The organism is Phytohabitans sp. LZ39 (assembly GCF_059359075.1).
The window spans coordinates 26,418-52,261 of the sequence record NZ_JCADBM010000026.1; the positions used below are offsets into that span (position 1 = coordinate 26,418).

Genomic DNA, 25,844 nt, shown 5'->3' on the forward strand with positions numbered 1-25,844 from the left:
CTTCCCCGTTTTGTCGGGGCTTGACCGCGTTGGCGGCGCGGTCGGGTGGTTGGCGCAGCGTTGATCCTTGATCGCTATCAAGCCGCCCCGTCTGCCAACGGATCGTGGTACGGAGCTGCCACTAGAGAGCTTCGCGGTCGGGGTTGGCGCGCCTGGCCACAATGCATGGTCAAATTCGAGGCAGATTTCCCAGGTCCGCGTCAGCTACGGACCGTATGCTCCCGCGGGCACCGTTCCCGGCCGGCGGCTCGCCAGGGCGAGCCGAATTCCCCGGCCGTCCACTGCCGAGTCCGCGGGACAAGCCCCCGGGTGAGTTCGCGGACAGCCGTATGCCTCTACTCCCCGACATCCTGACGTAGCGTTACCAGTGTCGGGGTAGGGCTTTCAGATCTTGGAGAGTTATGGCTGAAATAGCGCCCTAACTCTCCAAGATCTGGCATCGGACGCGGTTTTACGCCCGCTGTGGCCGTTACTGACGGTGATGGCGCGTCTGTCCGTGAGCAGCGGCATGGACCGCGACGGCATTGCCGATCCCCTCACGCCGATCAAGGAGGAAGCGTGCCGCACCGTGGTGTGCTTCCGCGACCTTGACAATCGCGCGAGGCCGGGGTCGTCCCGGTTGTGAACCGCGGAGGGTGAGGCCGCGGGAGCAGCGGTCTGGGCCACGACGGACGTCGCGGCAGCTCAAAGGGTCTTGGTCTTTAGAGGGCGTACTCGATGTTGACGATGCGGTGGTCGGTGATCTCGGCCGCCGGCGCCCACGCCTCGTAGACGCCGCGCTCGTAGCACTGGGCGCCGAGCGCCGCCACGTTGTCGGGGTCGGGGCGGCACAGGCGTAGCCGGGTCCAGCCCGACTCCTGCCGGAGCACCAGGCAATCGGCACCGCGCCAGCGGGCGTAGGCCGCGCGGCGGGCCAGGGCCTCCACCGGGTAGCGCGCGGCCCGGGTCATCGCCAGCACCCGGAACTCGCCGGGCGGGTCGGCCACCGCCTCGTACTCCTGGCCGCGGTAGCGCCCCACCAGGCGGGTGGACTTGGTCTTTTCGTCGCTCGGCACGTACTCCTGCTCGGGCGCGATGTCGGGCACGCTGTGGAGCAGGTGGCGCCACTGCGGGCCGACCATGCGCAGCCAGCCTCGCTGCTCCGGCTGATACGTGTACAGCGCGACCTCGGTGCCATCCGGCGTATACGCCAGCAGCGTGGCATTGGACGGCAGCGGCAGGTCGGCGAAGTCGGTGGTGACGAACTCGGGGATCACGAACCGCCCACTCGGTGTGAACCCGGTGCCCAGCACCGGCGCGCCCATGCGGTCGTGCGAGGGCATGCCGGCCAGGCCGCCCTGATTGTCGCCGAGGGGGATCTCGAAGTCATACGGGTCGACGGCCCGCCACCGGATCGCGAACACCACGTCCGGGTCGTCACGCGCGGACTCGCTGTCGGTGCGCAGCAGCGCCAGATTGGCCGGCGTACGCAGGTGGGCGACGTCGTGCTCGCGGTAGCAGAACCCGTGCGGCAGCCACCCCCGCAGGTAACCGGAGAGCTGGCGGGCCGAGAGCACCTTGAACATGCGGGTGCCGCGGCGGATCGCGGCCGTGCGCCGGATGCCGCTGACGGTCGGGTCGTGCGCGAACGCCGGAGACTGGCTGAGCGCGTGGATGTCGTGCCACCCGCGGGCCCTATTGAGCGGGACCATGAGCGGCGCCTCAAGCCCCTCGGGCGCGGCCGCGCGCACGCCGTCGACCGAGGTCACCTCGGTGACGTGCACGAACCTGTGCCACGGGTAGGCGGCGCCGGGACGAGGGTTGCGCTCGAAGCCGTCGGCCGGGTCGCTGCTGAACAGCTCGTAGGCCGCGCCGTGCGCCAGCTCCTCGGCCGTGTAGATCACGCCCTCGTATGTGACGTGCAAACCCGCGCCCGCCATGTGCGGCTGTGTGGGCGAAGGGGTCACTGTCACCCCGCCGACAATAGGCCGCAGCCCGTGCCGGTGGGTGAACGCAGGGTTACGCCTACCTGTGACACCCGGCACGACACGCCCGTGGGATGCTGGGCGCGATGAGGAGTTCGCGACGCCAGCGCCAAGGGGAGTTTCCGCCGCCACCGGAGCCACTGGCGGTCCCCGTGATCGACAGCCACACCCACCTGGACATCACCGTGGCCGAGGAGGGTGCGCCGGGTGGCGTGGCCGAGCTCGTCGGGCTCGCCGCGGCGGCGGGTGTCGACCGGCTGGTGCAGGTGGGCGTCGACGTGGACTCGTCGCGCTGGGGTGTCGAGGTCGCCGACCAGCACCCGGCGATCGTCGCGACCGTGGCGCTGCACCCCAACGAGGCGCCACGCCTGAGTGATCTCGACGAAGCGTTGCGCGTGATCGAAGACCTGGCCGGCCACGAGCGCGTACGCGGTGTCGGCGAGACCGGCATGGACACGTTTCGCACCGGTGACGAGGGGCGGGCCGCGCAGGAGGCGAGCTTTCGGGCGCACATCGCGATCGCCAAGCGGCACGGCAAGGCGCTGGTGATCCACGACCGCGACGCGCACGCCGACATACTCCGCGTCCTGGACGACGAGGGCGCCCCGGAGGCGGTGGTGCTGCACTGCTTCTCCGGCGACGCCGACTTCGCCGCCGAGTGCGTGCGCCGCGGGTACGTGCTGAGCTTCGCCGGCACGGTCACGTTCGCCAGCGCGGTGGCCCTGCGCGACGCGGCCCGGGTCACGCCGATCAAGCAGATGCTCGTCGAAACCGACGCGCCCTACCTGACGCCGATGCCGTTCCGGGGCCGGCCGAACGCCTCGTACCTGATCCCGCTCACCGTCCGCCACCTGGCCGACGCGACCGGGGCCGACCTCGACGAGCTCTGCGCCGCGATCTCCGCGACCGGCGACCGCGTCTTCGGGCCGTGGTAGCCGACCTGCTCGGCCCGGCGGAGATCCGGGCGCTCGCCGCGCGGCTGGGGGTCGCGCCCACCAAGCGCCTCGGGCAAAACTTCGTGCACGACCCCAACACGGTGCGCCGCATCGTGACCGCCGCCGCCCTCGACTCCGATGACGTGGTGGTCGAGGTGGGGCCCGGTCTCGGCTCGCTCACCCTCGGCCTGCTGCCCGCCGCCCGCCACGTCCACGCGGTGGAGATCGACCCGGTGTTGGCCGGCGCGCTCGCCGAGACCGCCGGCCACCCCGCCAACCTCACCGTGCACCACGCCGACGCGCTGCGGATCACCGCGGCCGACCTCCACCCGGCGCCGACCGCGCTGGTCGCCAACCTGCCGTACAACGTGGCCGTCCCCGTGGTCCTCCACCTGCTCGCCGAGCTGCCCACCCTGCGGCACGGGCTGGTCATGGTGCAGAAGGAGGTCGCCGACCGGCTCGTGGCCGGGCCCGGCTCGAAGGTCTACGGCGTGCCGTCGGTCAAGCTCGCCTGGTACGCGGGCGCCCGCAACGCCGGCCGGGTGCCGCCGAGCGTCTTCTGGCCCGTACCCAACGTCGACTCCGGGCTCGTCGCCTTCACCAAGCGTGAGCAGCCGGCCGCCCCGCGCGAGCGGGTGTTCGCGGTCGTCGATGCCGCATTCGCCCAGCGGCGCAAGACCCTCCGGGCCGCGCTGGCCGGCTGGGCGGGCGGCCCCGACCGCGCGGCGGCCGTGCTGGAGGCGGCCGGCGTCGATCCGGGCGCGCGCGGCGAGTCGCTGACGGTGGACGAGTTCGTCGCCATAGCGCTTGCCGCGCCCGTACCGAGCCGGGCCGCCGAGTAGTCTGACGGACGTGCGAGCGCGAGTGCAGGACATCGCTCCGTGACCGAGGCTTGGCGGCCGGACGAGGAGCTGGACCGGCCGCGCCTCGCGGCGTCCGGGCCGGTGAAGGTGCGCGTCCCCGCGAAGATCAACCTGCACCTCGGCGTCGGGCCCGCGCGGCCGGACGGATACCACGAGCTCAGCACCGTCTACCACGCGATCTCGCTGTACGACGAGCTGACCGCACGCCGCGGCGACACGCTTACGCTCACCATGGAAGGTGAGGGGGCCGGCGAGCTGGCCCTCGACGAGAGCAACCTGGTGATCCGCGCGGCCCGCGCCCTCGCCGCCCACGCCAAGGTGCCCGCACACGCCCGCCTCCACCTGCGCAAGCAGATCCCGCTCGCGGCCGGCCTCGCCGGTGGCAGCGCCGACGCGGCCGCCGCGCTCGTCGCCTGCGACGCGCTGTGGGGGCTCGGCCTCTCCCGCGACGAGCTGGCCGCGGTCGCCGCCGGCGTCGGCTCCGACGTGCCCTTCCTCGTATACGGGGGCACCGCCCTCGGCACCGGCCGGGGCGAAGCGGTCAGCCCGGTGCTCGCCCGGCCCAGCTCGTGGCACTGGGTGATCGCGATCGCCGACGGCGGCCTCTCCACACCAGACGTCTACCGCGAGCTCGACCGCCTGCGGGAGGCCGGGCAGGCGCCGCGCCTCCCCGGCCACGCCAGCAACCCGCTGCTCGGCAGCGCCGACCAGCTGCTCGCCGCCCTGCGGCAGCGCGACCCGGCCGTGCTCGGCGCGGCGCTCGACAACGACCTCCAGGCCGCCGCCCTCTCCCTGCGGCCCGGCCTCGCCGACGTGCTCAAGGCCGGCCACGCCGCCGGCGCGCTCGCCGGCCTCGTCTCCGGCTCCGGTCCCACCTGCGTGTTCCTCGCCGCCGACGGCCAGCACGCCACCCAGATCGCCGAAGACCTGACCGCGGCCGAGGTGTGCCGCGCAGCCCGCACCGCGCACGGCCCGGTCGCCGGAGCCCGCGTCGTCTGATGGCCAACATCGTCAACCTGGACCGGGTGTCCAAGGGGTACGGCGCGGCCGGCCCCCTGCTCACCGACGTCTCCCTCGGGCTCGACGACGCCGACCGGGTAGGCGTCGTAGGCCTCAACGGCGCCGGCAAGTCGACGCTGCTGCGGCTGCTCACCAAGATCGAAGAGCCGGACGCGGGCCGGGTCACCCACCGCCGCGACCTGCGCGTGGCGTGGCTGCCACAGTCGCTCGACCTGGCCGCCGACGCCACCGTCCACGACGTCGTGATCGGCACCGCCTGGCTCGGTGAAGGGTTCGCGGCCGAGCACGAGTGGGCCGGCGACGCGGGCGTCCGTTCCATCCTGGACGGTCTGGGCATGCCCCACCTCGGCCTCGACCAGCCCGTCGGGCCGATGTCCGGCGGCGAGCGGCGGCGCGTCGCGCTGGCCGCGCTGCTGGTCCGCGCCGCCGACCTGCTGATCCTCGACGAGCCCACCAACCACCTCGACGTGGCCGGCGTCGACTGGCTGGCCAACCACCTCACCGGCCGCCGCGGCGCGCTCGTGGTCGTCACCCACGACCGGTGGTTCCTCGACGCGGTCTGCACCGCCACCTGGGAGGTCGCCGACCAGGCCGTGCGCGCGTACGAGGGCGGCTTCGCGGCCTGGACCCTCACCCGCGCCGAGCGCGAACGGGTCGCCGCCGCCACCGAGGCCCGCCGGCAAAACCTCCTCCGCAAAGAGATCGCCTGGCTCCGCCGCGGGCCGCCGGCCCGCACGTCCAAGCCACGCTTCCGGATCGAGGCGGCAAACGCGCTCATCGCCGACGTGCCACCGCCGCGCGACACCGTCTCCCTGCGCAGGCTCGCCACCGCACGGCTCGGCAAGCAGGTGTACGACCTGGCCGACGTCACCCTCCACGCCGGACCCAAGAAGATCCTCGACCAGGTCACGTGGCAGGTCGGGCCGGGCGACCGCATCGCCATCCTGGGCGCCAACGGGGCCGGCAAGACCACGCTCCTGCGGCTGCTCGCGCAGCGGCTCGCACCGACCGAGGGCACGCTGCGGGTGGGCGCCACGGTGCGCACCGCGTTCCTTTCCCAGGAGCTGGCCGAGCTGCCCGGCCACCTGCGCCTGCTGGAGGCGGTCGAAGAGGTCGCCAAGCGGGTCAAGCTCGGCGACCGCGAGCTGTCGGCCGCACAGCTCGCCGAGGTGTTCGGGTTCACCGACCGTCGCGTGTGGACACCCGTGTCCGACCTCTCCGGCGGCGAGCGGCGGCGACTCCAGATGCTCCGCCTCCTCGCCGGCGAGCCCAACGTGCTCCTGCTCGACGAGCCCACCAACGACCTCGACACCGACACCCTCGCCTCGCTCGAAGACCTGCTCGACAGCTGGCCCGGCACGCTGGTGGTGGCCAGCCACGACCGCTACCTGGTCGAGCGGGTCACCGACACGGTGTACGCGCTGATGGGCGACGGCCAGCTCCGCCACCTCGTCGGCGGCGTCGAGGAGTACCTGGCGTCCGTCACCCAGGAGGCCACGCCGCCAGCACGGGCGGAACGAGGACCCCGGCCGTCCGCAGGTGACACGCGCGCCGCCCGCAAGGAGCTGGCCCGGCTGGAGCGCACCGTCGCCAAGCTCGAACAGCGGGAAGCGGCGCTGCACGACGAGATGGCCCGCCACGCCACCGACTACGCCCGGATCGCCGAGCTCGACGCGCAGCTCAAGGCCGCACAGGCGGAGCGCGCCGAGACGGAAGAGGCCTGGCTCGCGCTCGCCGACCAGGTGCCAGATCACTGATCGTGGGGCTGCCCGAGGCCGGATGAGACCGATGGTCCAGAATCACGGGCCATGGCGAGCCACTTTCCCGTGAACCACCCGCTGCGCCCCACCTACCGGGCGCTCGGCGGGCTGGCCGGCCTCTATCTGATCGTCTTCGGCGTCCTCGGGCTGATCGAAACGAGCGGCGACGAGTTCTTCGCCCAGAACGACGCCGAGGCCCTCTGGCAGGGCACCAACCTCGGCCACTCGGTCATCTCGATCGCCGTCGGGCTGATCATCCTGATCGGCGTTGCCGTCGGCCGCAACATCGACGTGGCGATCCACAAGGCGGCCGGGTACGGACTCGGCGGGCTCAGCCTCGCCGGCCTCGCCGTGATGCGCACCGACGCCAACTACCTCAACTTCACGATGCCCACCGTCATCGTCACGATGGTGCTGGCGCTCGTGCTGCTGCTCGCCGGCATGTACGGCAAGCTCGGCACCGACGAGCAGGCCCGGGCATCGCGCGACGCCAGGCTCCTGCTCGAGTAGCCGTTTGCGGCTGCGGAGAGGCCGCCACCGGGTGACAATCCTGGTATGGCGCACATCCCGGTCAATCATCCAATGCGACCGCTGTACCGCACGCTCTCCGGCCTGATCGGCCTGTACATCCTGGTCTTCGGCATCATCGGCCTGATCCAGACCGCGGGTGACCCGCTCTTCGACCGGGGCGACGTGTGGGTGCTCGGCCTGCGCACCAACCTGGCCTTCGCCATCCTGTCGGTCGTCTACGGCGCCGTGCTGCTCGCCGCCGCGGTCATCGGCGGCAACGTCGAACACATGGTCAACCTCGGTGCCGGCCTGGTGTTCATCCTGGTCGGGCTGACCATGATGACGCTGATGGAGACCGACGCCAACATCCTCAACTTCTCGATGGTCAACAGCATCGTGTCGTTCATCTTCGGGCTGCTGGTGCTCACCGCCGGCCTGTACGACAAGGTCGGCTCGTCCGAAGACGTCGAAGCCGAGGAGGCCTACCGGCGCAACGCCGCACCCGCCACTACTTCGCCCGCCGAGTGAGGAGCGCCGGCTTCGCCTCCAGGTGCGACAGGCCGTTCCACGCGAGGTTGACCAGGTGCGCCGCCACCGTGTCCTTACGCGGCTTGCGCACCTCCAGCCACCAGCGGCCGGTCAGCGCCACCATGCCCACCAGCGCCTGCGAGTAGAGCTCGGCCAGCTTCGGGTCGTACCCGCGCGTCTTGAACTCGGCGCCCAGGATGTGCTCCACCTGGTGCGCGATGTCGTTGAGCACACTGCTGAAATTGCCACCGGACGACAACAGCGGCGACTCGCGCACCAGCACCCGAAAGCCGTCGGTCTCCGACTCGATGTAGTCGAGCAGCGCCAGCGCCGCCTGCTCCAGCAGCTCGCGGGGATGGCCGGCGGTCAGCGCGTTGGTGATCCGGTCGAGCAGCGAACGGACCTCGCGGTCGACCACCACCGCGTAGAGGCCCTCCTTGCCGCCGAAGTGCTCGTACACGACGGGTTTGGAGACCTTCGCGCGCGACGCGACCTCCTCGATGGAGGTCGCGTCGAACCCGCGCTCCGCGAAAAGCTCGCGTCCGATCGAGATGAGCTGCTCGCGGCGCTGCGCCGCGGGCATCCGCACCCGGCTGCCGGTCTTGGCCGGCGCCACCCCGTTGGTGCTCGGGCTGTCAGTCACGAGGTCGGTTTTACCAGCTTCGCCGCGATGCGCTCCGGCTTCGGCCAGCGGACGTCATACGCCGCGCCGAGCTTCTCGAAGATCCAGATGGCGCGCGCCGAGATGTCGATCTGGCCGCGCAGCACGCCGTGGCGGGCGCACGTCGGGTCGGCGTGGTGCAGGTTGTGCCAGCTCTCGCCGAACGACAGGATCGCCAGCGGCCAGAAGTTGGCCGCCTTGTCACCCTGGCGCACCTCGAAGGGGCGCTCACCGTAGACGTGGCAGATCGAGTTGATCGACCAGGTGATGTGGTGGAGCAGGCCGACGCGCACGAGACCGGCCCAGAAGAACGCGGTCAGCGCGCCCTGCCACGACCAGGTCACCAGCCCGCCCGCGACCGCCGGTGCGAGCATCGAGATCGTCACCAGCAGGGGAAACAGCCGGTCGACCTTGTTGATGTCCTTGTCGGCCACCAGGTCCGGCGCGAAGCGGTCACGGTTGGACAGCTCGCGGTGGAAGAGCCAACCCATGTGGGCGAACCACAGACCCTTGGTCAGCGCCCAGAAGCCCGTGCCGAAGCGCCACGGCGAGTGCGGGTCACCCTCCACGTCCGAGAACATGTGGTGCCGGCGGTGATCCGCCACCCACTGCGTGATGTTGCCCTCGACCGCGAACGAGCCGGCCACGGCCAGCGACACCCGCAGCCACCGCTTCGCCTTGAACGACCCGTGGGTGAAGTAGCGGTGGAAGCCCACGGTGATGCCGAGGCCGGAGACCGAGTACAGCACGAGGAAGATCGCGACGTCGGTCCAGCCGAGCCAGCCGCCCCATGCGATCGGCACGGCGGCGAAGACGGCGAGGAACGGGAGCACCACGAAGGCCCAGAGGCCGATCAGGATGCCGGTGGACTGCTTGCCGTCGGTGAGCGGCTTCGGATTCTTGACGGTGGTGTCGTCGAGGGTGGCTGTGGACATGTCACCTCGCTGCGCTGAAGTGGGGCTTTGGGCGTCCGGGGGTTCAAAGCTACGCCTACGTCACCGTAACTTACGCAACCGTAGTCTGACAGTGGTCTACCCCTTTTCCTTCCTGTGAATCCTCTGGAGCCGGACCCAATCGCACGTTGACGTGGCATAGCGATTTACACGCCGAGCGACGCTGACCCCACCGCCCGCACACGTCTCCTAGCGTGCCCGTCATGACGCATCCCCTGGCCGCCGAAGCGCGGCGCCTACGCACCGAAGAAGCACTCTCGTCCCGCCAGATCCGCGAGCGGCTCGGCATCGGCAAAGAGCTGCTCCAAGATCTACTCCGCGGCGTTCCGCCGCCCGAGTGGACCCGCCGGCCGAACGCCAAAGACGAGTTGCGCGCCCGAGCGATCGAGCTGCGCGGCCAAGGCATGTCGGTCAACGCCATCGCCGACGAGCTCGAGGTGTCGAAGTCGACCGCCTACCTGTGGGTCCGGCACATCCCCTACGACAAGGATCCTGAGGCGGAGCGTGCCCGGCGGCGCGCCCACTCCAAGGTCATGACCGACGCCCGATGGGGCGAGTACCGGGTCGCTCGCGACGAGCTGGAGGCCGACATCCGGGACAAGGCGGCCAAGTGGGTCGGCCGGCTGAAGGACCGCGAGCTGTTGATCGCCGGCGCGGTCGCGTACTGGTGTGAGGGTTCCAAGAGCAAACCCTGGCGTGAGCAGCATGAATTGAACTTCACCAACAGCGATCCCGGACTGGTCGAGATCTTCCTCCGATTCGTCGAGATGCTTGGCGTCGAGCGCCGGCAGCTTACGTACCGGGTACACATCCACGAGTCCGCCGACGCGCTCGCCGCGTGTCGTTGGTGGGCGGATCGCATCGGCGTCGCGGTAGGCGACATGAAGCGCCCCACGCTCAAGCGGCACAAGCCATCCACAAATCGGCGCAACCAGGGCGACGACTACCATGGCTGCCTCGTGATCAATGTGCCTCGTAGCCGACAGCTCTACGTCCACGTCGGAGGTCTGATGGCCGGCGTGTTCGCGGCGTTGTCGGCGGAGTAAGGTTCTCCTTGCGATCTGACGACGAGGTCCGTTAGGTCCGATTTGGTCGGGCGTGGTGTAATTGGCAGCACTGCGGCCTTTGGTGCCGTATGTTCAGGTTCGAGTCCTGGCGCCCGAGCTAGCCCTGGAATGTCCGGATCGTAACGCCCGCCCCTTCCGGTAGGGCCGGCAGGGTGCGCGACTACCATGAGGCCGCAACCCACAGCCACCCCTGAGGGAGCTACCTCGTGACGTCCTCCCAGTCCCGTACCGTCGTCGTCCTTGCCGCCGGTGAGGGTAAGCGGATGAAGTCGGCGCTCCCGAAGGTGCTGCACCCGCTGCTCGGTCGCACCCTCGTCGGACACGTGCTGGCTGCCGCCGCCGGTCTTGAGGCACAGCGCACGCTCGTCGTCGTCGGTCACGGTGCCGAGGAGGTCAAGGCGCACCTCGCCGACGTGGCCCCCGCCGCCGAGCCGGTGTTGCAGGCCGTGCAGCACGGCACGGGCCACGCGGTGCGTATCGCGCTGGAGGCCGCGGGCGACGCCGGCGGCACGGTGGTCGTGCTCAACGGCGACGTGCCGCTGCTGCGTCAGGAGACGGTGCGCGAGCTCGTCGAGGCGCACGAGGCGGCGGGCCTGGCCGCGACCGTGCTGGCCGCCGAGGTGGCCGACCCGACCGGCCTGGGACGCATCGTGCGTGACGAGTCCGGCCGCCTGGAGCGGATCGTCGAGGAGCGCGACGCGACCGCCGAGCAACGCGCCGTTCGCGAGATCAACGCGGGCATCTACGCGTTCGACGGCGCTCTGCTGCGTGAGGCGTTGAGCAAGCTGTCGACCGACAACGAGCAGGGCGAGGAGTACCTGACGGACGTCTTCGGTCTGCTCGCGACCGACGGCCAGGCGGTGGGCGTTCACGTGGCGTCGGAGGTCACGGAGACGCTCGGCTGCAACGACCGCGCGGAGCTTGCGGCGCTGCGGGCGCTGCTGCGTGACCGGGTCAACAGGGCGTGGATGCGGGCTGGTGTGACGATCCTCGACCCGGCGACGACGTGGGTTGACGTGACCGTGACGCTGGAGCGTGACGTGGTCGTCGACCAAAACACCCAGCTGCGCGGCGCCACCTCGGTCGCGGCGGGCGCGGTGGTGGGCCCGGACACGACGCTGATCGACACGACGGTTGGGGCGGGCGCGTCGGTCGTCCGCGTGCACTCGGTCGGCGCGGAGGTGGGTCCGGAGGTTGGTGTCGGGCCGTACGCGTACCTGCGTCCGGGTACGAGGCTGGCCCGCAAGTCCAAGGTGGGCACGTTCGTCGAGGTGAAGAACTCCGAGATCGGCGAGGGCACGAAGGTGCCGCATTTGTCGTACGTGGGTGACGCGACGATCGGCGAGCAGACCAACATCGGTGCGGCGTCGGTGTTCGCCAACTACGACGGCACCCGTAAGAACCGCACGGTGATCGGCAGCCACGTGAAGGGTGGTGTCGACACGATGTACGTGGCGCCGGTCGAGGTGGGCGACGGCGCGTACACGGGCGCCGGCACGGTGGTCCGCGAGGATGTGCCGCCGGGTGCGCTGGCGGTGTCGGGTGGCCCGCAGCGTACGTTCGAGGGGTGGACGGAGCGTAAGCGCCCGGGCACCCCGGCCGCGGAGGCGGCGAGAAAAGCGCGAAGTGAGACAACGCACGGCGGGGGCGATGCCGGGCAGGATGGGTTGACCTCGGGAGATACTGCAACCGAGTGACTCGTTAGCCCCACCGACCCACGGGAGCGGATTGCCGATGGGCAGCATCGTCGCGGAAAACCGCAAGAGCCTGATGCTCTTCTCAGGCCGCGGTTTTCCGGAGCTTGCCGACGAGATCGGTGCGGCTTTGGGCGTCGCACCGACACCCACCGATGCGTACGACTTCGCGAACGGCGAGATTTTCGTGCGCTACAAGGAGTCCGTGCGCGGCTCGGACGCGTTCGTGGTGCAGTCGATCGGTCAGGGTGTCAACAAGTGGGTCATGGAGACCTTGATCATGGTCGACGCGCTGAAGCGGGGCTCGGCCAAGCGCATCACGGTGGTGCTGCCGTTCTACCCGTACTCGCGGCAGGACAAGAAGCACCGCGGGCGGGAGCCGATCTCCGCGCGGCTGGTGGCCGATCTGCTCAAGACGGCGGGTGCCAACCGGATCCTCACGGTCGACCTGCACACCGCGCAGATCCAGGGTTTCTTCGACGGGCCGGTCGACCACTTGTTCGCGATGGACACGCTGGCCGGCTATGTGGAGCGCAAGTACGCCGGCCGGCCGCTGTCGGTGGTGGCGCCGGACTCGGGTCGGGTGCGGGTGGCCGAGCGGTGGACCGACCGGTTGGGCGGGTGCCCGCTGGCGTTCATCCACAAGACGCGCGATCCGATGAAGCCCAATCAGGTGGTCGCCAACCGTGTGGTGGGTGAGGTCGAGGGGCGGGTCTGCCTGATCGTCGACGACATGATCGATACGGGTGGCACGATCACGCGGGCGGCCGACATCCTGTACGACTCGGGTGCCGCCGACGTGGTGGTGGCGTCGACGCACGCGCTGCTTTCCGACCCGGCGACGGAGAAGCTCAAGAACAGCAGGATCAGCGAGCTGGTTGTGACGAATACGCTGGCGCTGCCGGCGGAGAAGCACCTTGACAAGATCACCGTGCTGTCGATCGCGCCGTTGCTGGCTCGCGCGATCCGTGAGGTTTTCGATGACGGTTCCGTTACGACCCTGTTTGGCGGATTGAGCTAGAGGGAGCCACCCCGGCGGATCACGGCGTCCGGCTCCGCTAGACTGGAGCGGTTGCCACGGCGAGGGTGTCCTGCGGGCTGCTGCTGACACAGCGCATTCCGCGGCGCACCGTGATCGACGCGGTGCTCCGGGCCCTGCCCCGCGCGCCCCTCGCCCGGCACCGCCGCCGACCTCATGCAGCAAAGACGAAACATCAGGAGTACTCCCGTGTCCGAGGTAAAGATCAGCGCCGAGCCCCGCACCGAGTTCGGCAAGGGCGGTGCCCGTCGCACCCGTCGGGCCGGCAAGGTGCCCGCCGTCCTTTACGGCCATGGCGAGAAGCCGGTGCACATCGCGCTTCCCGCTCGTGAGTTCGCCGCCGCGATCCGCCACGGCGGTCTCAACCAGGTCTTCGCGATCGACGTCGTCGGAGGCAGCACCACGCTGGCCCTGGCGAAGGCGATCCAGCGTGACCCGATCAAGGACACCTTCGAGCACGTCGACCTGCTGATCGTCAAGCGTGGCGAAAAGGTGACCGTCGACGTTCCGGTGCAGCTGATCGGTGAGGCGGCCCGGGGCACCCTGGTCGTGACCGAGAGCAACACGCTTTCGATCGTCGCTGAGGCGCTGCACCTGCCCGACCACCTGGAGGTCTCGATCGAGGGTCTCGAGGGTGGCTCGCGGGTGACCGCCGCCGACGTCACGCTGCCGCGTGGCTCCGAGCTGGCCGCCGACCCCGAGACGGTCATCGCCGTGGTCTCCGTGGCGCCGAGCGCCGAGGAGCTGGAGGGCGAGACCGCCGAGGTGGCGGAGGAAGCCGCTCCGGAGGGCGCCACCGACGAGCAGCCGGCCGAGGCCGCCGCGTCGGCCTGATTCGACAGGCGATGAAAGGGGGCCCGGCGGGCCCCCTTTTGCGTAAAGGGCAGCGTGATGGACGAGACCTATCTCGTGGTCGGGCTCGGCAACCCTGGCCGGGAGTACACGGGCAACCGGCACAACGCCGGCTTCTTGGTGGCCGACTTGCTCGGCGCGCGGATCGGCGCGCGTTTCGGCCGGCACAAGCGTGCGGTGGCCGAGGTCGCGGAGGGGCGGCTGGTGCCGGGTGGGCCGCGGGTGGTGCTGGCGAAGCCGTTGACGTACATGAACCTGTCCGGCGGGCCGGTGGCGGCGCTGTCCCAGTTCTACAAGATCCCCATCGGCAACATCATCGCCGTGCACGACGAGCTCGATCTCGGGTACGGGACGGTGCGCGCGAAGATCGGCGGCGGCGAGGGCGGCCACAACGGGCTGCGGTCGATGTCGAAGTCCTTGGGCAGCAAGGATTACGTGCGGGTGCGGTTCGGCATCGGGCGGCCACCGGGGCGGCAGGATCCGGCCGATTTTGTGCTGTCCGACTTCAACGCGGCCGAGCGCAAGGAGCTCGAGTTCCTTGTCGATCGGGCGGCTGACGTCGTCGAGACGGTTGTCACCCGCGGTGTGGAAGTTGCGCAGAACGCCTATAACGGGGCGTGACGCCCAGACCGGTCAACCCGTTGGTCACGACAGACGCGATCATCGGGGGGCACGGTGCGGCAGCTGTGGGATGTCGAAGACGACCTTGATCTCTTCCCGACGCCGCTGCCGGTCCGCCCGTCGCGGCGGTCGCCGGGCCGCCACGTCGCCCTGTCCCGGCGCGCCGCCTGGGAGTCGCGGTACGTGCGGCGGCTGCTCCTCGGCGACCTGCTCGTCGGCGTGGCCGCGGGCGCGCTGGCGTTCGAGGTGCGTTTCGGCCAGACGGTGACCTCGTACAACCGGGTGTACCTGCTGCTCTCCCTGCTGCTGCCGGCGCTGCTGGTCGGCGTGCTCGCGCTGCACCGCACGTACGAGGGCCGGTTTCTCTACGTGGGCACCGACGAGTACCAGCGGGTCATCCGCGCCGGCCTCAGCCTGATCGCGGCGGCCGCGATCGTGTCGTACGCCCTCGACCTGCCCACCGCCCGCTTCTACGTGCTGGTGGCGCTGCCGGTCGCGACGGCGAGCGCCCTGGCGGTGCGCTTCGCGGCCCGCAAGCACCTGCACCGGGCCCGCGAGCGGGGCGAGTGCCTGCGCCGCGTGATCGTCGTGGGGCACGAGTTGGCGGTCGTGCACATCACCCGGCAGCTGCGCCGCGAGCGGTACCACGGCTTGGAGGTCGTCGGCGCGTGCCTGCCCGCGGGCGGTGACGGAAACGTGGGGCTGCCGGTGTACGGCACGTTCGACGACGCGGCCGACGCGGTCGACGCGGCCGCCGCCGACACGGTGATCGTGCTTTCCTGCCCGGAGCTGGACGGGGACGCGCTGCGCCGGCTCGCGTGGCGGCTGGAACGCGACGAGGTCGACCTGATCGTGGCGAGCGCGCTCGTCGACGTGGCCGGTGACCGCACCACGATCCGCCCCGTCGACGGGCTGCCGATGCTGCACGTCGAGCATCCGCGGCTGGAGGGCGGCGCCCGGGTGGTCAAGGAGGTCGTCGACCGGGTGGGCGCCGCGGTGCTACTCGCGTTGCTGTCGCCGCTGTTACTGACTCTCGCCGTCCGGATCCGTCGAGACTCACCTGGGCCGGTATTCTTCCGTCAGGTCAGGGTGGGCCGGGACGGGCAGCCGTTCGTGATGTACAAGTTCCGCAGCATGCACCTCGACGCGGAGGCGCGGCTGGCGGAGATCCGGCACCTCAACGAGCACGACGGCGTGCTCTTCAAGGTGCGAGACGACCCGCGGGTGACGCCCGTCGGTCGGTGGTTGCGCCGGCTCTCGCTCGACGAGCTGCCGCAGCTGTTCAATGTGCTACGCGGCCAGATGTCGTTGGTGGGCCCGCGCCCACCGCTGCCGGAGGAGGTGGCGGCCTACGCGGACGACGTCCGGCGCCGGCTCGCGGTCAAGCCCGGCATGACCGGGTTGTGGCAGGTTTCCGGTCGGTCGGACCTGCCGTGGGAGGAGGCGGTCCGGTTGGACCTGCGGTACGTGGAGAACTGGTCCCTGTCGTTCGACCTGGTCATCATGGCGCGCACCGTGTCCGCCGTGGCCCGGTCCGCGGGAGCGTACTGATGGCGCCCCCGGTGGTCGACGGCGCGTTCGCCCGGTGGCTCGCCGCCCGCGCCGGTGAGCTGCTGCTCGAGGTGCGGGCCGAGCGCGGGCACCAGGACTCGGCCGCGCTCAAGGCGGCCGGCGACAAGCTGTCGCACGACCTGATCCGCACCGAGCTGGCGCGGTGGCGTCCGGCCGACGCGGTGCTGTCCGAGGAAGACGACCACGCCCGCAAGGCGTGGGTCGAGGGTGACGGCCCGCGGCCGCCCGCCCGCCTCGAGGCCGACCGCGTGTGGATCATCGATCCGCTCGACGGCACCCGCGAGTTCGCCGAGGAGGGCCGGGCCGACTGGGCGGTGCACGTCGCGCTCTGGTCCCGCCACGCGACCGGCCAGCTGCGGCTCGCGGCCGGTGCGGTGGCGCTGCCGGCGCAGCACCGGGTGCTGGCCACGGACTACCCGCCGGCGTATCCACCGATGACGGCCAGCGGTGGCCCCGCGCGCCTGGCGGCGAGCCGCAGCCGGCCGCCGGCGTTCCTCACCGCGGTCGCGGAGGAGGTGCGCGCCGAGCTCGTGCCGATGGGCTCCGCCGGCGCCAAGATCGCGGCAGTCATCAGCGGCGAGGTCGACGGGTACGTGCACGCGGGCGGCCAGTACGAGTGGGACTCCGCCGCGCCGGTCGCTGTGGCGGCGGCCACCGGGCTGCACGCTTCCCGGATCGACGGGTCCGCGCTGAAATACAATCAGGCCGATCCCCGGCTGCCGGATCTCCTGGTCTGCCGGAAGGATCTCGCCCCCAAGCTGCTGGCGGCGCTGCGGCGGCAGCTGAAGGTAGAGTGATCCGGGGTTAACCGATCGGAAAGGTCTGGAAGAGTGAGCCAGACGCAGACTTACCGGGTTTCGCACCTGGCCGCTCTCGAAGCCGAGAGCATCTTCATCATGCGCGAGGTCGTCGCCGAGCTGGAGCGGCCGGTGCTGCTCTTCTCCGGCGGCAAAGACTCGATCGTGATGCTGCGCCTGGCGGAAAAGGCCTTCGCGCCGGCCCGCATCCCGTTCCCGGTGATGCACGTCGACACCGGTCACAACTTCCCCGAGGTCCTCACCTACCGCGACTCCCGGGTGGAGGAGCTGGGGCTGCACCTTGTCGTCGCGAGCGTGCCCGAGGCGCTGGAGGCGGGCCTGGTGCGCGAGTCGGCCGACGGCATGCGTAACCGCATCCAGACCCCCGTGCTGCTCGCGGCCGTGGAAAAGTACCGGTTCGACGCGCTCTTCGGCGGCGCCCGCCGCGACGAGGAGAAGGCCCGGGCCAAGGAGCGGGTGTTCAGCTTCCGCGACGACTTCGGCCAGTGGGATCCGAAAAACCAGCGCCCCGAGCTGTGGTCGCTCTACAACGGGCGCCACCACGCGGGCGAGTCGATCCGCGTCTTCCCGCTCTCCAACTGGACCGAGCTCGACGTGTGGCACTACATCGCCGCCGAGGGCCTCGCGCTGCCGGAGATCTACTACGCGCACGAGCGCGAGGTCGTCGAGCGCGACGGCATGCTGTACGCGGTAAACGAGTTCCTCGCGGCCCGCGCCGGCGAGACCCCGTTCGTCGAGACGGTGCGCTACCGCACGGTCGGCGACGCGTCGTGCACCGCGGCCGTCCGTTCCGTCGCCGACACCGTGGAGAAGGTGATCGAGGAGGTCGCCGCCACCCGCATCACCGAGCGCGGCGCCACCCGCGGCGACGACCGGGTCAGCGAGGCGGCGATGGAAGACCGCAAGCGGGAGGGCTACTTCTGATGACCGCCTCCGTCCTGGAGACCCGCGCGATGGACCTGCTCCGCTTCGCCACCGCCGGGAGTGTCGACGACGGCAAGTCCACCCTGATCGGGCGCCTGCTCTACGACACCAAGTCGCTCTTCACCGACCAGCTGGAGGCCGTCGAGGCGGTCAGCCTGGCCCGCGGCGACGAGTACACCAACCTCGCGCTGCTCACCGACGGCCTGCGCGCCGAGCGGGAGCAGGGCATCACGATCGACGTGGCCTACCGCTACTTCGCCACGCCCCGGCGCAAGTTCATCATCGCGGACACCCCCGGCCACATCCAGTACACGCGCAACATGGTCACCGGCGCCTCCACCGCCGACCTGGCGCTGATCCTGGTCGACGCCCGCAAGGGCCTGGTGGAGCAGTCCCGGCGGCACGCGTTCCTCTGCTCGCTGCTGCGGGTGCCGCACGTGGTCCTGTGCGTCAACAAGATGGACCTCGTCGACTGGTCGCAGGAGGTCTACGAGCGGATCGCGGACGAGTTCACGAGCTTCGCCGCCAAGCTCGAGGCGCCGGATCTCACGGTCATCCCGATCTCCGCCCTGCACGGCGACAACATTGTCAGCCGCTCCGACAAGAGCCCCTGGTACGAGGGCCCGTCGCTGCTGCACCACCTGGAGCACGTGCACATCGCCTCCGACCGCAACCTCGTCGACGTGCGCTTTCCCGTGCAGTACGTGATCCGCCCCCAGTCCACCACCGTCACCGACTACCGCGGCTACGCCGGCCAGGTGGCGTCGGGCGTGCTCAAGCCGGGCGACGAGGTGATGGTGCTGCCCTCCGGCTTCACGAGCCGGATCGCCGCGATCGACACCGCCGACGGCCCGGTAGCCGAGGCCTACCCGCCGATGTCGGTCACGGTGCGCCTGGAAGACGAGATCGACATCTCCCGCGGCGACATGATCTGCCGCCCGCACAACGCACCCGCGGTCGCGCAGGACATCGAGGCGATGGTCTGCTGGATGGACGAGACCCGCCCGCTGACCGTCGGCGGCAAGTACGCGCTCAAGCACACCACCCGCGCCGCCCGCGCGGTGGTCCGCGGCCTCCAGTACCGGCTCGACGTCAACTCGCTGCACCGTGACGAAAGCGCCACCCAGCTCACGCTCAACGAGATCGGCCGCATCCGCCTGCGCACGACCGTCCCCCTGCTCGCCGACGAGTACCGCCGCAACCGCACCACCGGCGGCTTCATCCTCATCGACGAGACCACCAACAGGACCGTCGCCGCCGGCATGATCATCGAGACCGCTTAGAAGATTTGGGCTACCGCGACGTCCGCGGTGGTCCAGACCGTCGCTCCCGCGGCCTCACCCGTCCGCCGCTGGTCGCGCTCACCCCCAGCTGTGGTTGATCAGGGAGTTTGTGTAGCGGCACGCCGACGGACACGCCCGCCAACTCCCTGATCAACACGCGGGGGACCGGGGCCGGGCGTGGGTGGGGCCAACCGCTACAGGCGGGTGGCGCCGGGGCCGGGGACGGCGACGAAGGGCTCGGGCGGCGTGAAACCCCGGTCGGCGAACGCGGAGGCGACCGTGGCCGCGACCTTGTCTGTCGCGTCGGCGTCGACCAGCGCCAGCACGCAGCCGCCGAAGCCGCCGCCGGTCATGCGGGCGCCGTAGGCGCCGCCGGACAGGGCGCCCTCTACGGCCGTGTCGACCTCGGGGACGGTGATCTCGAAGTCGTCGCGCATGGAGGCGTGTGAGGCGGTCATCAGCGGGCCGATCTCGCGCACCCGGCCCTGGCGCAGCAGCTCCACCGTGTCGAGTACGCGCTGGTCTTCGGTCACCACATGGCGTGCCCGGCGGCGCTGGACGGGGTCGGCCAAGCCCGACACCATCGACAGCGTCGCGTCGCGCAGGGCCTGCACGTCGAGGGCGCGGGCGGCCTCCTCGCAGGTGGCGCGGCGGGCGGCGTACTCGCTGGTGACGTGGCGGTGTGGCGCCTTGGTGTCGACGATCAGCACGGCGAGGCCGGCAGCCGCCACGTCGAACGGGATGTGCTCGACCTCCAGGGACCGGCAGTCGAGAAACAGCGCGTGCCCGGCCCGGCACCGGATCGAGGCGGACTGGTCCATGATGCCGGTGGGTATCCCGGCGTACTCGTTTTCGGCGCGCTGGGCCAGCCGTGGACGCTGGTCGACCGGCAGATCGAGGCCGCCCAGGTCGACGAGCGCGGTGAGCACCGCGGACTCCAGCGCCGCCGACGACGACAGGCCGGCGCCGAGCGGCACGTCCGAGGTGATGGCCATGCGGGCGCCGGGCACCTGGTGGCCGGCCTCGCGCAGCGCCCACACGACGCCCGCGACGTAAGCTCCCCAGCCTGACACGTGCTCGGACAGGTCGAACGTGATCCGCTCGTCGGCCTGCTCCGACCACACCGTCCACTCCGGAGTGTCCACACGGGACGCGGCGACGACCGTGCGCTGGGGCAGCGCGAACGGGAGCGCCCACACGCCGTCGGGCTCGGCCCCGTAGACGGTGAGGAACTGCTTCATGACACGTGCTCGCGGTAGAACGCCCACGCGTCGGAGACCATGTCGTGCAGCGTGGTCCTGGTCGGCGTCCAGCCGAGCTCCTGGCGGGCCAGGTCGGACGAGGCGACGAGCGAGGCCGGGTCGCCGGAGCGGCGGGGCGCGATCTCGACCGGTAGCGGGTGGCCGGTGACCTCGCGGACCACGTCGACCACTTGGCGGTTGGAGAAGCCGCTGCCGCTGCCGAGGTTGTAGATCTTGTGCTCGCTGGGCTTGGCCGACTCGAGCGCGAGCAGGTGGGCGCGGGCCAGGTCTTCGACGTGGATGTAGTCGCGCACGCAGGTGCCGTCGTCGGTGGGGTAGTCGTCGCCGAAGAGTTGGAGCTTGTCGCGCTTGCCGGCGGCGACCTGGAGCGCGATCGGGATGAGGTGGGTCTCCGGGTCGTGCCGCTCGCCGATCGACACACCGGGGCGCAGGTAGGCACCGGCGACGTTGAAGTAGCGCAGCGACACCGCGGCCAGCTCGTGCGCGAACGACTCGGACGTCAGCGCCAGGTCGAACGCCAGCTTGGTCGCCCCGTACGTGCTGGTGGGGTGCTTGACCGCCGACTCGCGGATGGGCAGCTCGGTCGGGTTGCCATACACCGCGGCGGTGGAGGAGAAGACGAACCGCCGCACCCCGGCCGCGCGCACCGCGTCGAGCAGGGCGAGGGAGGCGATGACGTTGTCGTCCCAGTAGAGCTCGGGCTTGGCCATCGACTCGCCGGCGGCGATCAGCCCGGCGAAGTGGAGCACCCCGTCGAACCCGGCCTCCGGCGTGAGCACCTGGGCCGCGTCGTGGATCGACGCCCGCACGAACGTGGCGTCCGGCGCCACCGCGACCGCGTGGCCGGTGCGCAGGTCGTCGAGGACGACCACCTCGTGGCCGGCGTCGAGGAGCATCCGGCTGACGACGCTGCCGACGTATCCGGCGCCGCCGGTGACGAGCAGTTTCACGTGGTGCCCTCTCTCATCGGTCTAAGGTACCGAGGCAAGTATTCCACCAGGTTCGAGCAAAAGTAAACATGTTCGAACAGTGGCCGGGACGCGCATGCGCTGGCGCCTGTCTACCATTTCCCTATGCGAGACACGGCATTTCCCCATGCAGGACACGGGCGGCGGTAACGCCGTGCCCCGACGGCATACCACGGCGTCGGGGCGTTCCCGACGAGAGCCCGGTCCGGTCAGGCGCGCCGCCGCCCGGATCGTGATCCGGCTGGCCGACGTGGTCGCCGGGCTGCTCGGCGCCGACCGCACCGCGGGACGCGAGCGGATCAGCGAGGCCGAGCTGCGTGACCTGATCGCGGCCAACACGCTGCTCGATCCGGTGGAGCGCCGGATCATCGACGAGGTGCTCACCGCCGGCGCCAGCCTTGTCCGCGAGGTGATGATGCCGCGCACCGACGTGACCTTTCTCGACGCTGGGCTCACGCTCGCCGAGGCGGCCCAGATGGTACGGGCGGAGACACACACCCGATACCCCGTAATCGACGGCACACACGACGACGTCGTGGGCTTCGTGCACCTGCGCGACCTGCTGATCCGGCCGCCGGGCGACGGCCGCGCGACGATCCGCGAGCTGACCCGCGAGGTCAAGCGGCTGCCCGGGAGCAAGCGGGTGCTCGCCGCGCTCTCCGAGATGCGCCGCGAGCGGCACCACCTGGCGGTGGTCGTCGACGAGTACGGCGGCACGGCCGGCATCGTCACCCTCGAAGACCTCATCGAGGAGCTGGTCGGCGAGATCCACGACGAGTACGACGCGGCACCCGACCCGGCCCCCGCCGGTGCGGAGGTGGACGGCCGGCTCAACCTCGCCGACTTCGCCGAGCGGGCCGGCTTCCCGCTCCCGACCGGGCCCTACGAGACGGTCGGCGGCTTCGTGATGGCGCGGCTGGGCCGGCTCCCGGTGGTCGGCGACGAGGTGACGGCCGTGGTGCCGGAAGACGACGGCGGAGAGCCGGCCGCCTGGCGCCTGCGCGTGCTGGAGCTCGACGGCCGCCGGGTGGCCCGGGTGGGCATCGCCGCGCAGTCGCCGCCCGCGGCGCCCGTCCCGACCACCCGCGCCCCAGTCGAGGTGACGATCAAGGAAAACGCGTAGCGGCTCAGTACACCTGGAGCTTGCGCCAGGTCGAACCGTCGACCGAGAAGGCCGTCCAGCCGGAACCGAAGAGGTCGAACGCCACGTAGCCGGCGGGTATGCGGACGATCCGCCCGACCGCCGGGAGGTTGCCGTCGGCCTGGGTGAACGTGCGTCCGTCGTCGTCGCTGAGGTACCACCGCCGGTCGGCGCCGGTGGCCAGCAGCCGCCCGTCGAGCAGCGGCACCACCTCGCCGGCCAGCTTGTCCGGCGGTGCGACCCGGCCGGCCGTGGTGGGCGTGAACCGCTGGCCGGAGTCGGTCGACAGGTAAATCGCGGAGATCTCCCGCTCGGCGCCGAGCACCGTGACGTACACCCGCTCGCCGAGCACCGCCACCTGCGCCGTCGAACCGGTCGCGCCGAGCGGGTGGACGGTCCACTTCCGCCCGCCGTCGCGGGTCACGGCCACCGCCGGCGCGCCGTTTCGCGTGCCGCCGACCCACCACGCACCGGTCGCCGTGGGTGCGCCCGCGACCCACTTCACGGCCATGCCCTCCGGCTGCTTCACCAGCTCGCCGCGGTATCCGAACATGGAGCTCCAGACCTCGACGGTGTCGCCGCCCAGGCGGAGGAGCTGGCCCGCGCCGACCGCGGTGGCCGCGCCGTTGGGCCGGGTGGTGGCCAGCCAGGTCTCCCCGCCGTTGGTGGAGACGTATCCGGCGACGACGAGCCGCCCGTCCGGGAACGCGGTCAGGTCGAGGTCGGCGTCCGCCGTCGGCGGCAGGGTGGCCCTGGCCCAGGTGAGGCCGCCGTCGACGGTGCGGGCGAGGCTCGGTGCGCAGGGCGTACTGCCGTCTTCGCACCGCACCAGGGCGTACCCGTGGTCGGGGTCGGTGAAGTCGACGTCGGTGACCTGGCCGCGCAGGTCGAGGATGGGGTCGCCGGTCAGGCCGTTGATCGTGATGCCGGCGTCGGTGTAGACGACGCCCGGCGAAGGGCTTGGGTCGGCCACCGGTGGCGGCTTCTGGTCGGTGCTCCACGGCCGCAGCGCCGCGAAGCCGGCCACCGCCACGACCGCCAGCACCGCGCCGACCCGCCGCGCCCGGCGGCGGTGGCGGATGGCGGTCGCCCGCGCGCCGACTCGCTCCAGCGGCGGCTGCTCGATCGCGTCGAGCAGGCCGTCGCGCTCGCGGGCGAGCCTTGTCTCCAGGTCAGGCACGGGCCACCTCCGTCGAGGTGGTGCCGAGGTCGCGGTAGTCGCCGAGCCGCTCGGCGAGGGCGGCGCGGCCGCGGGACAGGCGGGACTTGACCGTGCCCACAGGCACCTCCAGCACCGCCGCCACCTCCTCGACCGGCAGGTCGGCGAAGTAGTGCAGGACGATCACCTCGCGGTATGGGGTGGGGATGCCGGCCAGCGCGTCCCGCAGGTCGGCTCGCTCCGGACCGGGCGCCGGCTCCACCATGCGGGCCACCGGGCGGTCGCGGAGCAGGATCGTGTCGAGCAGCTTGCGGCGCCGCCACCGCCGGCGGACCACGTTGACCGCCACCGTGCGCAACCAGGCCTCCGGGTTGTCCACGTCGGCCAGTGCGTGCGGCCGGGCCAGTGCCCGCGCGAATGCCTCCTGCACCACGTCCTGCGCCTCCGTCAGATCGGTGGTGAACGCGTAGACCTGCGCGACCAAGCGCCGGTAACAGGCGTGGTACAGCTCACCCATCGCCTGCTCCGCCGCAGCCCGCGCGTCCCGTCCCGGCACCGACCACCCGCCTTTGTCTACGATCTCTGCCCGTATGAGCCATGGCCGGCGTCCGCGGTTCCGGCCACTCCTGTCAGAATGGCCGGCATGTCGGTGTCTGACGCAACCCCCCGCCCCCGGGTGCTTTCCGGCATCCAGCCGACCGCCGACTCGTTCCATCTGGGTAACTATCTTGGCGCGGTGCGTAACTGGGTCGCGATGCAGGAGACCCACGACACCTTCTACTGCGTCGTCGACCTGCACGCGATCACGATGGGCCACGACCCCGCCCAGCTCCGCCAGCGCACCCGGCTGTCGGCGGCCCAGCTGCTCGCGGCCGGCCTCGACCCGGAGCGGTGCACGCTCTTCGTGCAGTCGCACGTGCCGGAGCACCCGCAGCTGAGCTGGGTGCTGAGCTGCATCACCGGGTTCGGCGAGGCGAGCCGGATGACCCAGTTCAAGGACAAGTCGGCCAAGCAGGGCGCCGACCGGTCCAGTGTCGGCCTGTTCACCTACCCGATCCTCCAGGCCGCCGACATCCTGCTCTACCAGGCCGACGCGGTGCCGGTGGGCGAAGACCAGCGTCAGCACCTGGAGCTGACCCGCGACCTGGCACAGCGCTTCAACACGCTCTTCGGGAAGACGTTCACGGTGCCGGCGCCGTACATCGTGCGCGACACCGCGAAGATCACCGACCTACAGGAGCCGACCGCCAAGATGTCCAAGTCGGCGTCGTCGCCGGCCGGCATCATCGAGCTGCTCGACGACCCGGCCCGCTCGGCGAAGAAGATCCGCTCGGCGGTCACCGACACCGGTCGCGAGATCGTCTTTGACCAGGCGGCCAAGCCCGGCGTCTCCAACCTGCTGACGATCTACTCGGCGCTCACCGGCCGCACCATCGACGACCTCGTCGCGGCGTACGACGGCAAGGGGTACGGCGACCTCAAGAAGGACCTCGCCGAGGTGGTGGTCGAGTTCGTCAAGCCGATGCAGGAGCGCACCCGGGCCTACCTCGACGACCCCGCCCAGCTCGACAAGCTGCTCGCGATCGGCGCGGAGAAGGCCCGCGCGGTCGCCGCCGAGACCCTCCGCGGGGCGTACGACCGGGTGGGTTTCTTGTCGCCGGGCCGGGGCGCGTAGCCGGGTGGCCGCCGCCGATGATCGGGTCACCCGGATCGGGGTGGCCATCGACATTCCCGAGCCGTGGGGTGGCATCCTCACCCGCCGCCGCGCCGAGGCGGGTGACCCGCAGGCCGCGTACGTGCCCGCGCACCTCACCCTGCTCGGGCCGACCGAGATCGAGCCCGACCGGCTGCCCGCGATCGAGGACCACCTGGCCGCGGTGGCGGCCGCGCATCCGCCGTTTTCGCTGCACCTGCGCGGCACCGGCACGTTCCGGCCGCTGACCGAGGTGGTCTTCGTCGTCGTCGCGGCCGGGATCAGCGAGTGCGAGCTGCTCGCCGCCGCGATCGGCAAGACCGGTGACATCCACCGTGAGCTCCGCTTCCCGTATCACCCGCACGTGACGGTCGCGCAGGACGTGTCGCCCGAGGCGCTCGACGCGGTCTACGAGGACCTCGCCGGCTTCTCCGCACTGTTTCAAGTGGACGCATTCACCCTCTTCTCCCACACGGGTGAGGCGCGCTGGCAGCCACGCCGGGATTTTCGTCTCGGGAGCTGACGCGCGCGATGAGCGCGCATCCGTCAAGATGTCG

The 25,844-nt window shown here is 71.1% G+C and carries 25 protein-coding genes and 1 tRNA gene; 19 read left to right on the forward strand and 7 right to left on the reverse strand.

Going from position 1 to position 25,844, the window contains the following annotated elements; translation table 11 throughout:
- Positions 1–701: 701 nt before the first annotated feature.
- Positions 702–1,952 (reverse strand): hypothetical protein, encoded by a 1,251-nt coding sequence (locus AC5L36_RS37120; protein ID WP_441222067.1) that lies wholly within the window; start codon positions 1,950–1,952, stop codon positions 702–704.
- Between the two features lie 86 nt (positions 1,953–2,038).
- Between AC5L36_RS37120 and AC5L36_RS37125 the strand changes: the two genes are divergently transcribed.
- Genes AC5L36_RS37125 through AC5L36_RS37150 form a run of 6 tightly spaced genes read left to right on the forward strand, consistent with a single transcriptional unit; the run spans position 2,039 to position 7,580 of the window.
- The gene (locus AC5L36_RS37125; protein ID WP_441222069.1) at positions 2,039–2,899 is read left to right on the forward strand and encodes a TatD family hydrolase; all 861 of its coding nucleotides are present in this window, start codon (positions 2,039–2,041) and stop codon (positions 2,897–2,899) included.
- Complete coding sequence (rsmA, locus tag AC5L36_RS37130) at positions 2,893–3,741, forward strand: 16S rRNA (adenine(1518)-N(6)/adenine(1519)-N(6))-dimethyltransferase RsmA (protein ID WP_441222071.1); 849 nt, start codon at positions 2,893–2,895, stop codon at positions 3,739–3,741. Before AC5L36_RS37125 ends, rsmA begins: the two co-directional genes overlap by 7 nt.
- 39 nt (positions 3,742–3,780) lie before the next feature.
- Entirely contained in the window at positions 3,781–4,761 is a 981-nt protein-coding gene (locus AC5L36_RS37135; protein WP_441222072.1) for a 4-(cytidine 5'-diphospho)-2-C-methyl-D-erythritol kinase, read from the forward strand.
- Positions 4,761–6,539: an ABC-F family ATP-binding cassette domain-containing protein gene (locus AC5L36_RS37140; RefSeq protein WP_441222074.1), complete on the forward strand. Its 1,779-nt coding sequence runs from the start codon at positions 4,761–4,763 to the stop codon at positions 6,537–6,539. The genes AC5L36_RS37135 and AC5L36_RS37140 overlap by 1 nt, the downstream gene beginning before the upstream one ends.
- A 51-nt stretch (positions 6,540–6,590) precedes the next feature.
- On the forward strand, positions 6,591–7,052 hold the full coding sequence (locus AC5L36_RS37145; protein ID WP_441222076.1) for a DUF4383 domain-containing protein: 462 nt from the start codon (positions 6,591–6,593) through the stop codon (positions 7,050–7,052).
- A 45-nt stretch (positions 7,053–7,097) separates the two neighbouring features.
- Positions 7,098–7,580 (forward strand): DUF4383 domain-containing protein, encoded by a 483-nt coding sequence (locus tag AC5L36_RS37150; RefSeq protein WP_441222078.1) that lies wholly within the window; start codon positions 7,098–7,100, stop codon positions 7,578–7,580.
- Here AC5L36_RS37150 and AC5L36_RS37155 read toward each other — a convergent pair.
- Positions 7,561–8,163: a TetR family transcriptional regulator gene (locus AC5L36_RS37155; RefSeq protein WP_441222260.1), complete on the reverse strand. Its 603-nt coding sequence runs from the start codon at positions 8,161–8,163 to the stop codon at positions 7,561–7,563. The genes AC5L36_RS37150 and AC5L36_RS37155 overlap by 20 nt on opposite strands.
- Positions 8,164–8,219: 56 nt before the next feature.
- Complete coding sequence (locus AC5L36_RS37160; protein WP_441222079.1) at positions 8,220–9,176, reverse strand: acyl-CoA desaturase; 957 nt, start codon at positions 9,174–9,176, stop codon at positions 8,220–8,222.
- Positions 9,177–9,397: 221 nt separating this feature from the next.
- Between AC5L36_RS37160 and AC5L36_RS37165 the strand changes: the two genes are divergently transcribed.
- The 10 genes from AC5L36_RS37165 to AC5L36_RS37210 all read left to right on the forward strand — a co-directional run bounded on the left by AC5L36_RS37165 (position 9,398) and on the right by AC5L36_RS37210 (position 19,064).
- Positions 9,398–10,240: a helix-turn-helix domain-containing protein gene (locus tag AC5L36_RS37165; protein ID WP_441222081.1), complete on the forward strand. Its 843-nt coding sequence runs from the start codon at positions 9,398–9,400 to the stop codon at positions 10,238–10,240.
- 46 nt (positions 10,241–10,286) lie between these two features.
- Positions 10,287–10,358, forward strand: a tRNA-Gln gene (locus AC5L36_RS37170).
- Between the two features lie 109 nt (positions 10,359–10,467).
- Positions 10,468–11,958 carry a bifunctional UDP-N-acetylglucosamine diphosphorylase/glucosamine-1-phosphate N-acetyltransferase GlmU gene (gene glmU, locus AC5L36_RS37175; protein WP_441222083.1) on the forward strand — a complete coding sequence of 497 codons (1,491 nt, stop codon included), beginning with the start codon at positions 10,468–10,470 and terminating at the stop codon, positions 11,956–11,958.
- A 37-nt stretch (positions 11,959–11,995) separates the two neighbouring features.
- A complete protein-coding gene (locus AC5L36_RS37180; protein WP_441222085.1) occupies positions 11,996–12,976 on the forward strand; it encodes a ribose-phosphate diphosphokinase in 981 nt (326 codons plus the stop codon).
- Between the two features lie 207 nt (positions 12,977–13,183).
- Positions 13,184–13,828 (forward strand): 50S ribosomal protein L25/general stress protein Ctc, encoded by a 645-nt coding sequence (locus tag AC5L36_RS37185; RefSeq protein ID WP_441222087.1) that lies wholly within the window; start codon positions 13,184–13,186, stop codon positions 13,826–13,828.
- 57 nt (positions 13,829–13,885) lie between these two features.
- The gene (gene pth / locus AC5L36_RS37190) at positions 13,886–14,467 is read left to right on the forward strand and encodes an aminoacyl-tRNA hydrolase (protein WP_441222089.1); all 582 of its coding nucleotides are present in this window, start codon (positions 13,886–13,888) and stop codon (positions 14,465–14,467) included.
- Between the two features lie 54 nt (positions 14,468–14,521).
- A complete protein-coding gene (locus AC5L36_RS37195; RefSeq protein ID WP_441222091.1) occupies positions 14,522–16,018 on the forward strand; it encodes a sugar transferase in 1,497 nt (498 codons plus the stop codon).
- Positions 16,018–16,836 carry a 3'(2'),5'-bisphosphate nucleotidase CysQ gene (locus AC5L36_RS37200; protein ID WP_441222093.1) on the forward strand — a complete coding sequence of 273 codons (819 nt, stop codon included), beginning with the start codon at positions 16,018–16,020 and terminating at the stop codon, positions 16,834–16,836. The genes AC5L36_RS37195 and AC5L36_RS37200 overlap by 1 nt, the downstream gene beginning before the upstream one ends.
- A gap of 33 nt (positions 16,837–16,869) precedes the next feature.
- Positions 16,870–17,781 carry a sulfate adenylyltransferase subunit CysD gene (gene cysD, locus AC5L36_RS37205; protein ID WP_441222095.1) on the forward strand — a complete coding sequence of 304 codons (912 nt, stop codon included), beginning with the start codon at positions 16,870–16,872 and terminating at the stop codon, positions 17,779–17,781.
- Positions 17,781–19,064 carry a sulfate adenylyltransferase subunit 1 gene (locus AC5L36_RS37210; protein ID WP_441222097.1) on the forward strand — a complete coding sequence of 428 codons (1,284 nt, stop codon included), beginning with the start codon at positions 17,781–17,783 and terminating at the stop codon, positions 19,062–19,064. The genes cysD and AC5L36_RS37210 overlap by 1 nt, the downstream gene beginning before the upstream one ends.
- 194 nt (positions 19,065–19,258) lie before the next feature.
- Here the strand turns inward: AC5L36_RS37210 and galK are convergent, their stop codons facing one another.
- Positions 19,259–20,305, reverse strand: a complete 1,047-nt coding sequence (gene galK, locus AC5L36_RS37215) for a galactokinase (protein WP_494909507.1) — start codon at positions 20,303–20,305, stop codon at positions 19,259–19,261.
- A complete protein-coding gene (gene galE, locus AC5L36_RS37220; protein ID WP_441222101.1) occupies positions 20,302–21,276 on the reverse strand; it encodes a UDP-glucose 4-epimerase GalE in 975 nt (324 codons plus the stop codon). The genes galK and galE overlap by 4 nt, the downstream gene beginning before the upstream one ends.
- A gap of 145 nt (positions 21,277–21,421) precedes the next feature.
- On the opposite strand from galE, the gene AC5L36_RS37225 reads away from it, so the two are divergent.
- Positions 21,422–22,417 (forward strand): hemolysin family protein, encoded by a 996-nt coding sequence (locus tag AC5L36_RS37225; protein ID WP_441222103.1) that lies wholly within the window; start codon positions 21,422–21,424, stop codon positions 22,415–22,417.
- Between the two features lie 4 nt (positions 22,418–22,421).
- Here AC5L36_RS37225 and AC5L36_RS37230 read toward each other — a convergent pair whose 3' ends face one another.
- Positions 22,422–23,615 carry a WD40/YVTN/BNR-like repeat-containing protein gene (locus AC5L36_RS37230; RefSeq protein WP_441222105.1) on the reverse strand — a complete coding sequence of 398 codons (1,194 nt, stop codon included), beginning with the start codon at positions 23,613–23,615 and terminating at the stop codon, positions 22,422–22,424.
- The gene (locus tag AC5L36_RS37235) at positions 23,608–24,111 is read right to left on the reverse strand and encodes an RNA polymerase sigma factor (protein WP_441222107.1); all 504 of its coding nucleotides are present in this window, start codon (positions 24,109–24,111) and stop codon (positions 23,608–23,610) included. Before AC5L36_RS37235 ends, AC5L36_RS37230 begins: the two co-directional genes overlap by 8 nt.
- Before the next feature lie 126 nt (positions 24,112–24,237).
- Here AC5L36_RS37235 and trpS point away from each other — a divergent pair, with 126 nt between their 5' ends.
- Together trpS and AC5L36_RS37245 are read left to right on the forward strand one after the other, a co-directional pair.
- Complete coding sequence (gene trpS / locus AC5L36_RS37240; RefSeq protein WP_441222109.1) at positions 24,238–25,269, forward strand: tryptophan--tRNA ligase; 1,032 nt, start codon at positions 24,238–24,240, stop codon at positions 25,267–25,269.
- 4 nt (positions 25,270–25,273) lie between these two features.
- Entirely contained in the window at positions 25,274–25,810 is a 537-nt protein-coding gene (locus tag AC5L36_RS37245) for a 2'-5' RNA ligase family protein (RefSeq protein WP_441222111.1), read from the forward strand.
- The last annotated feature ends 34 nt before the right edge of the window (positions 25,811–25,844 follow it).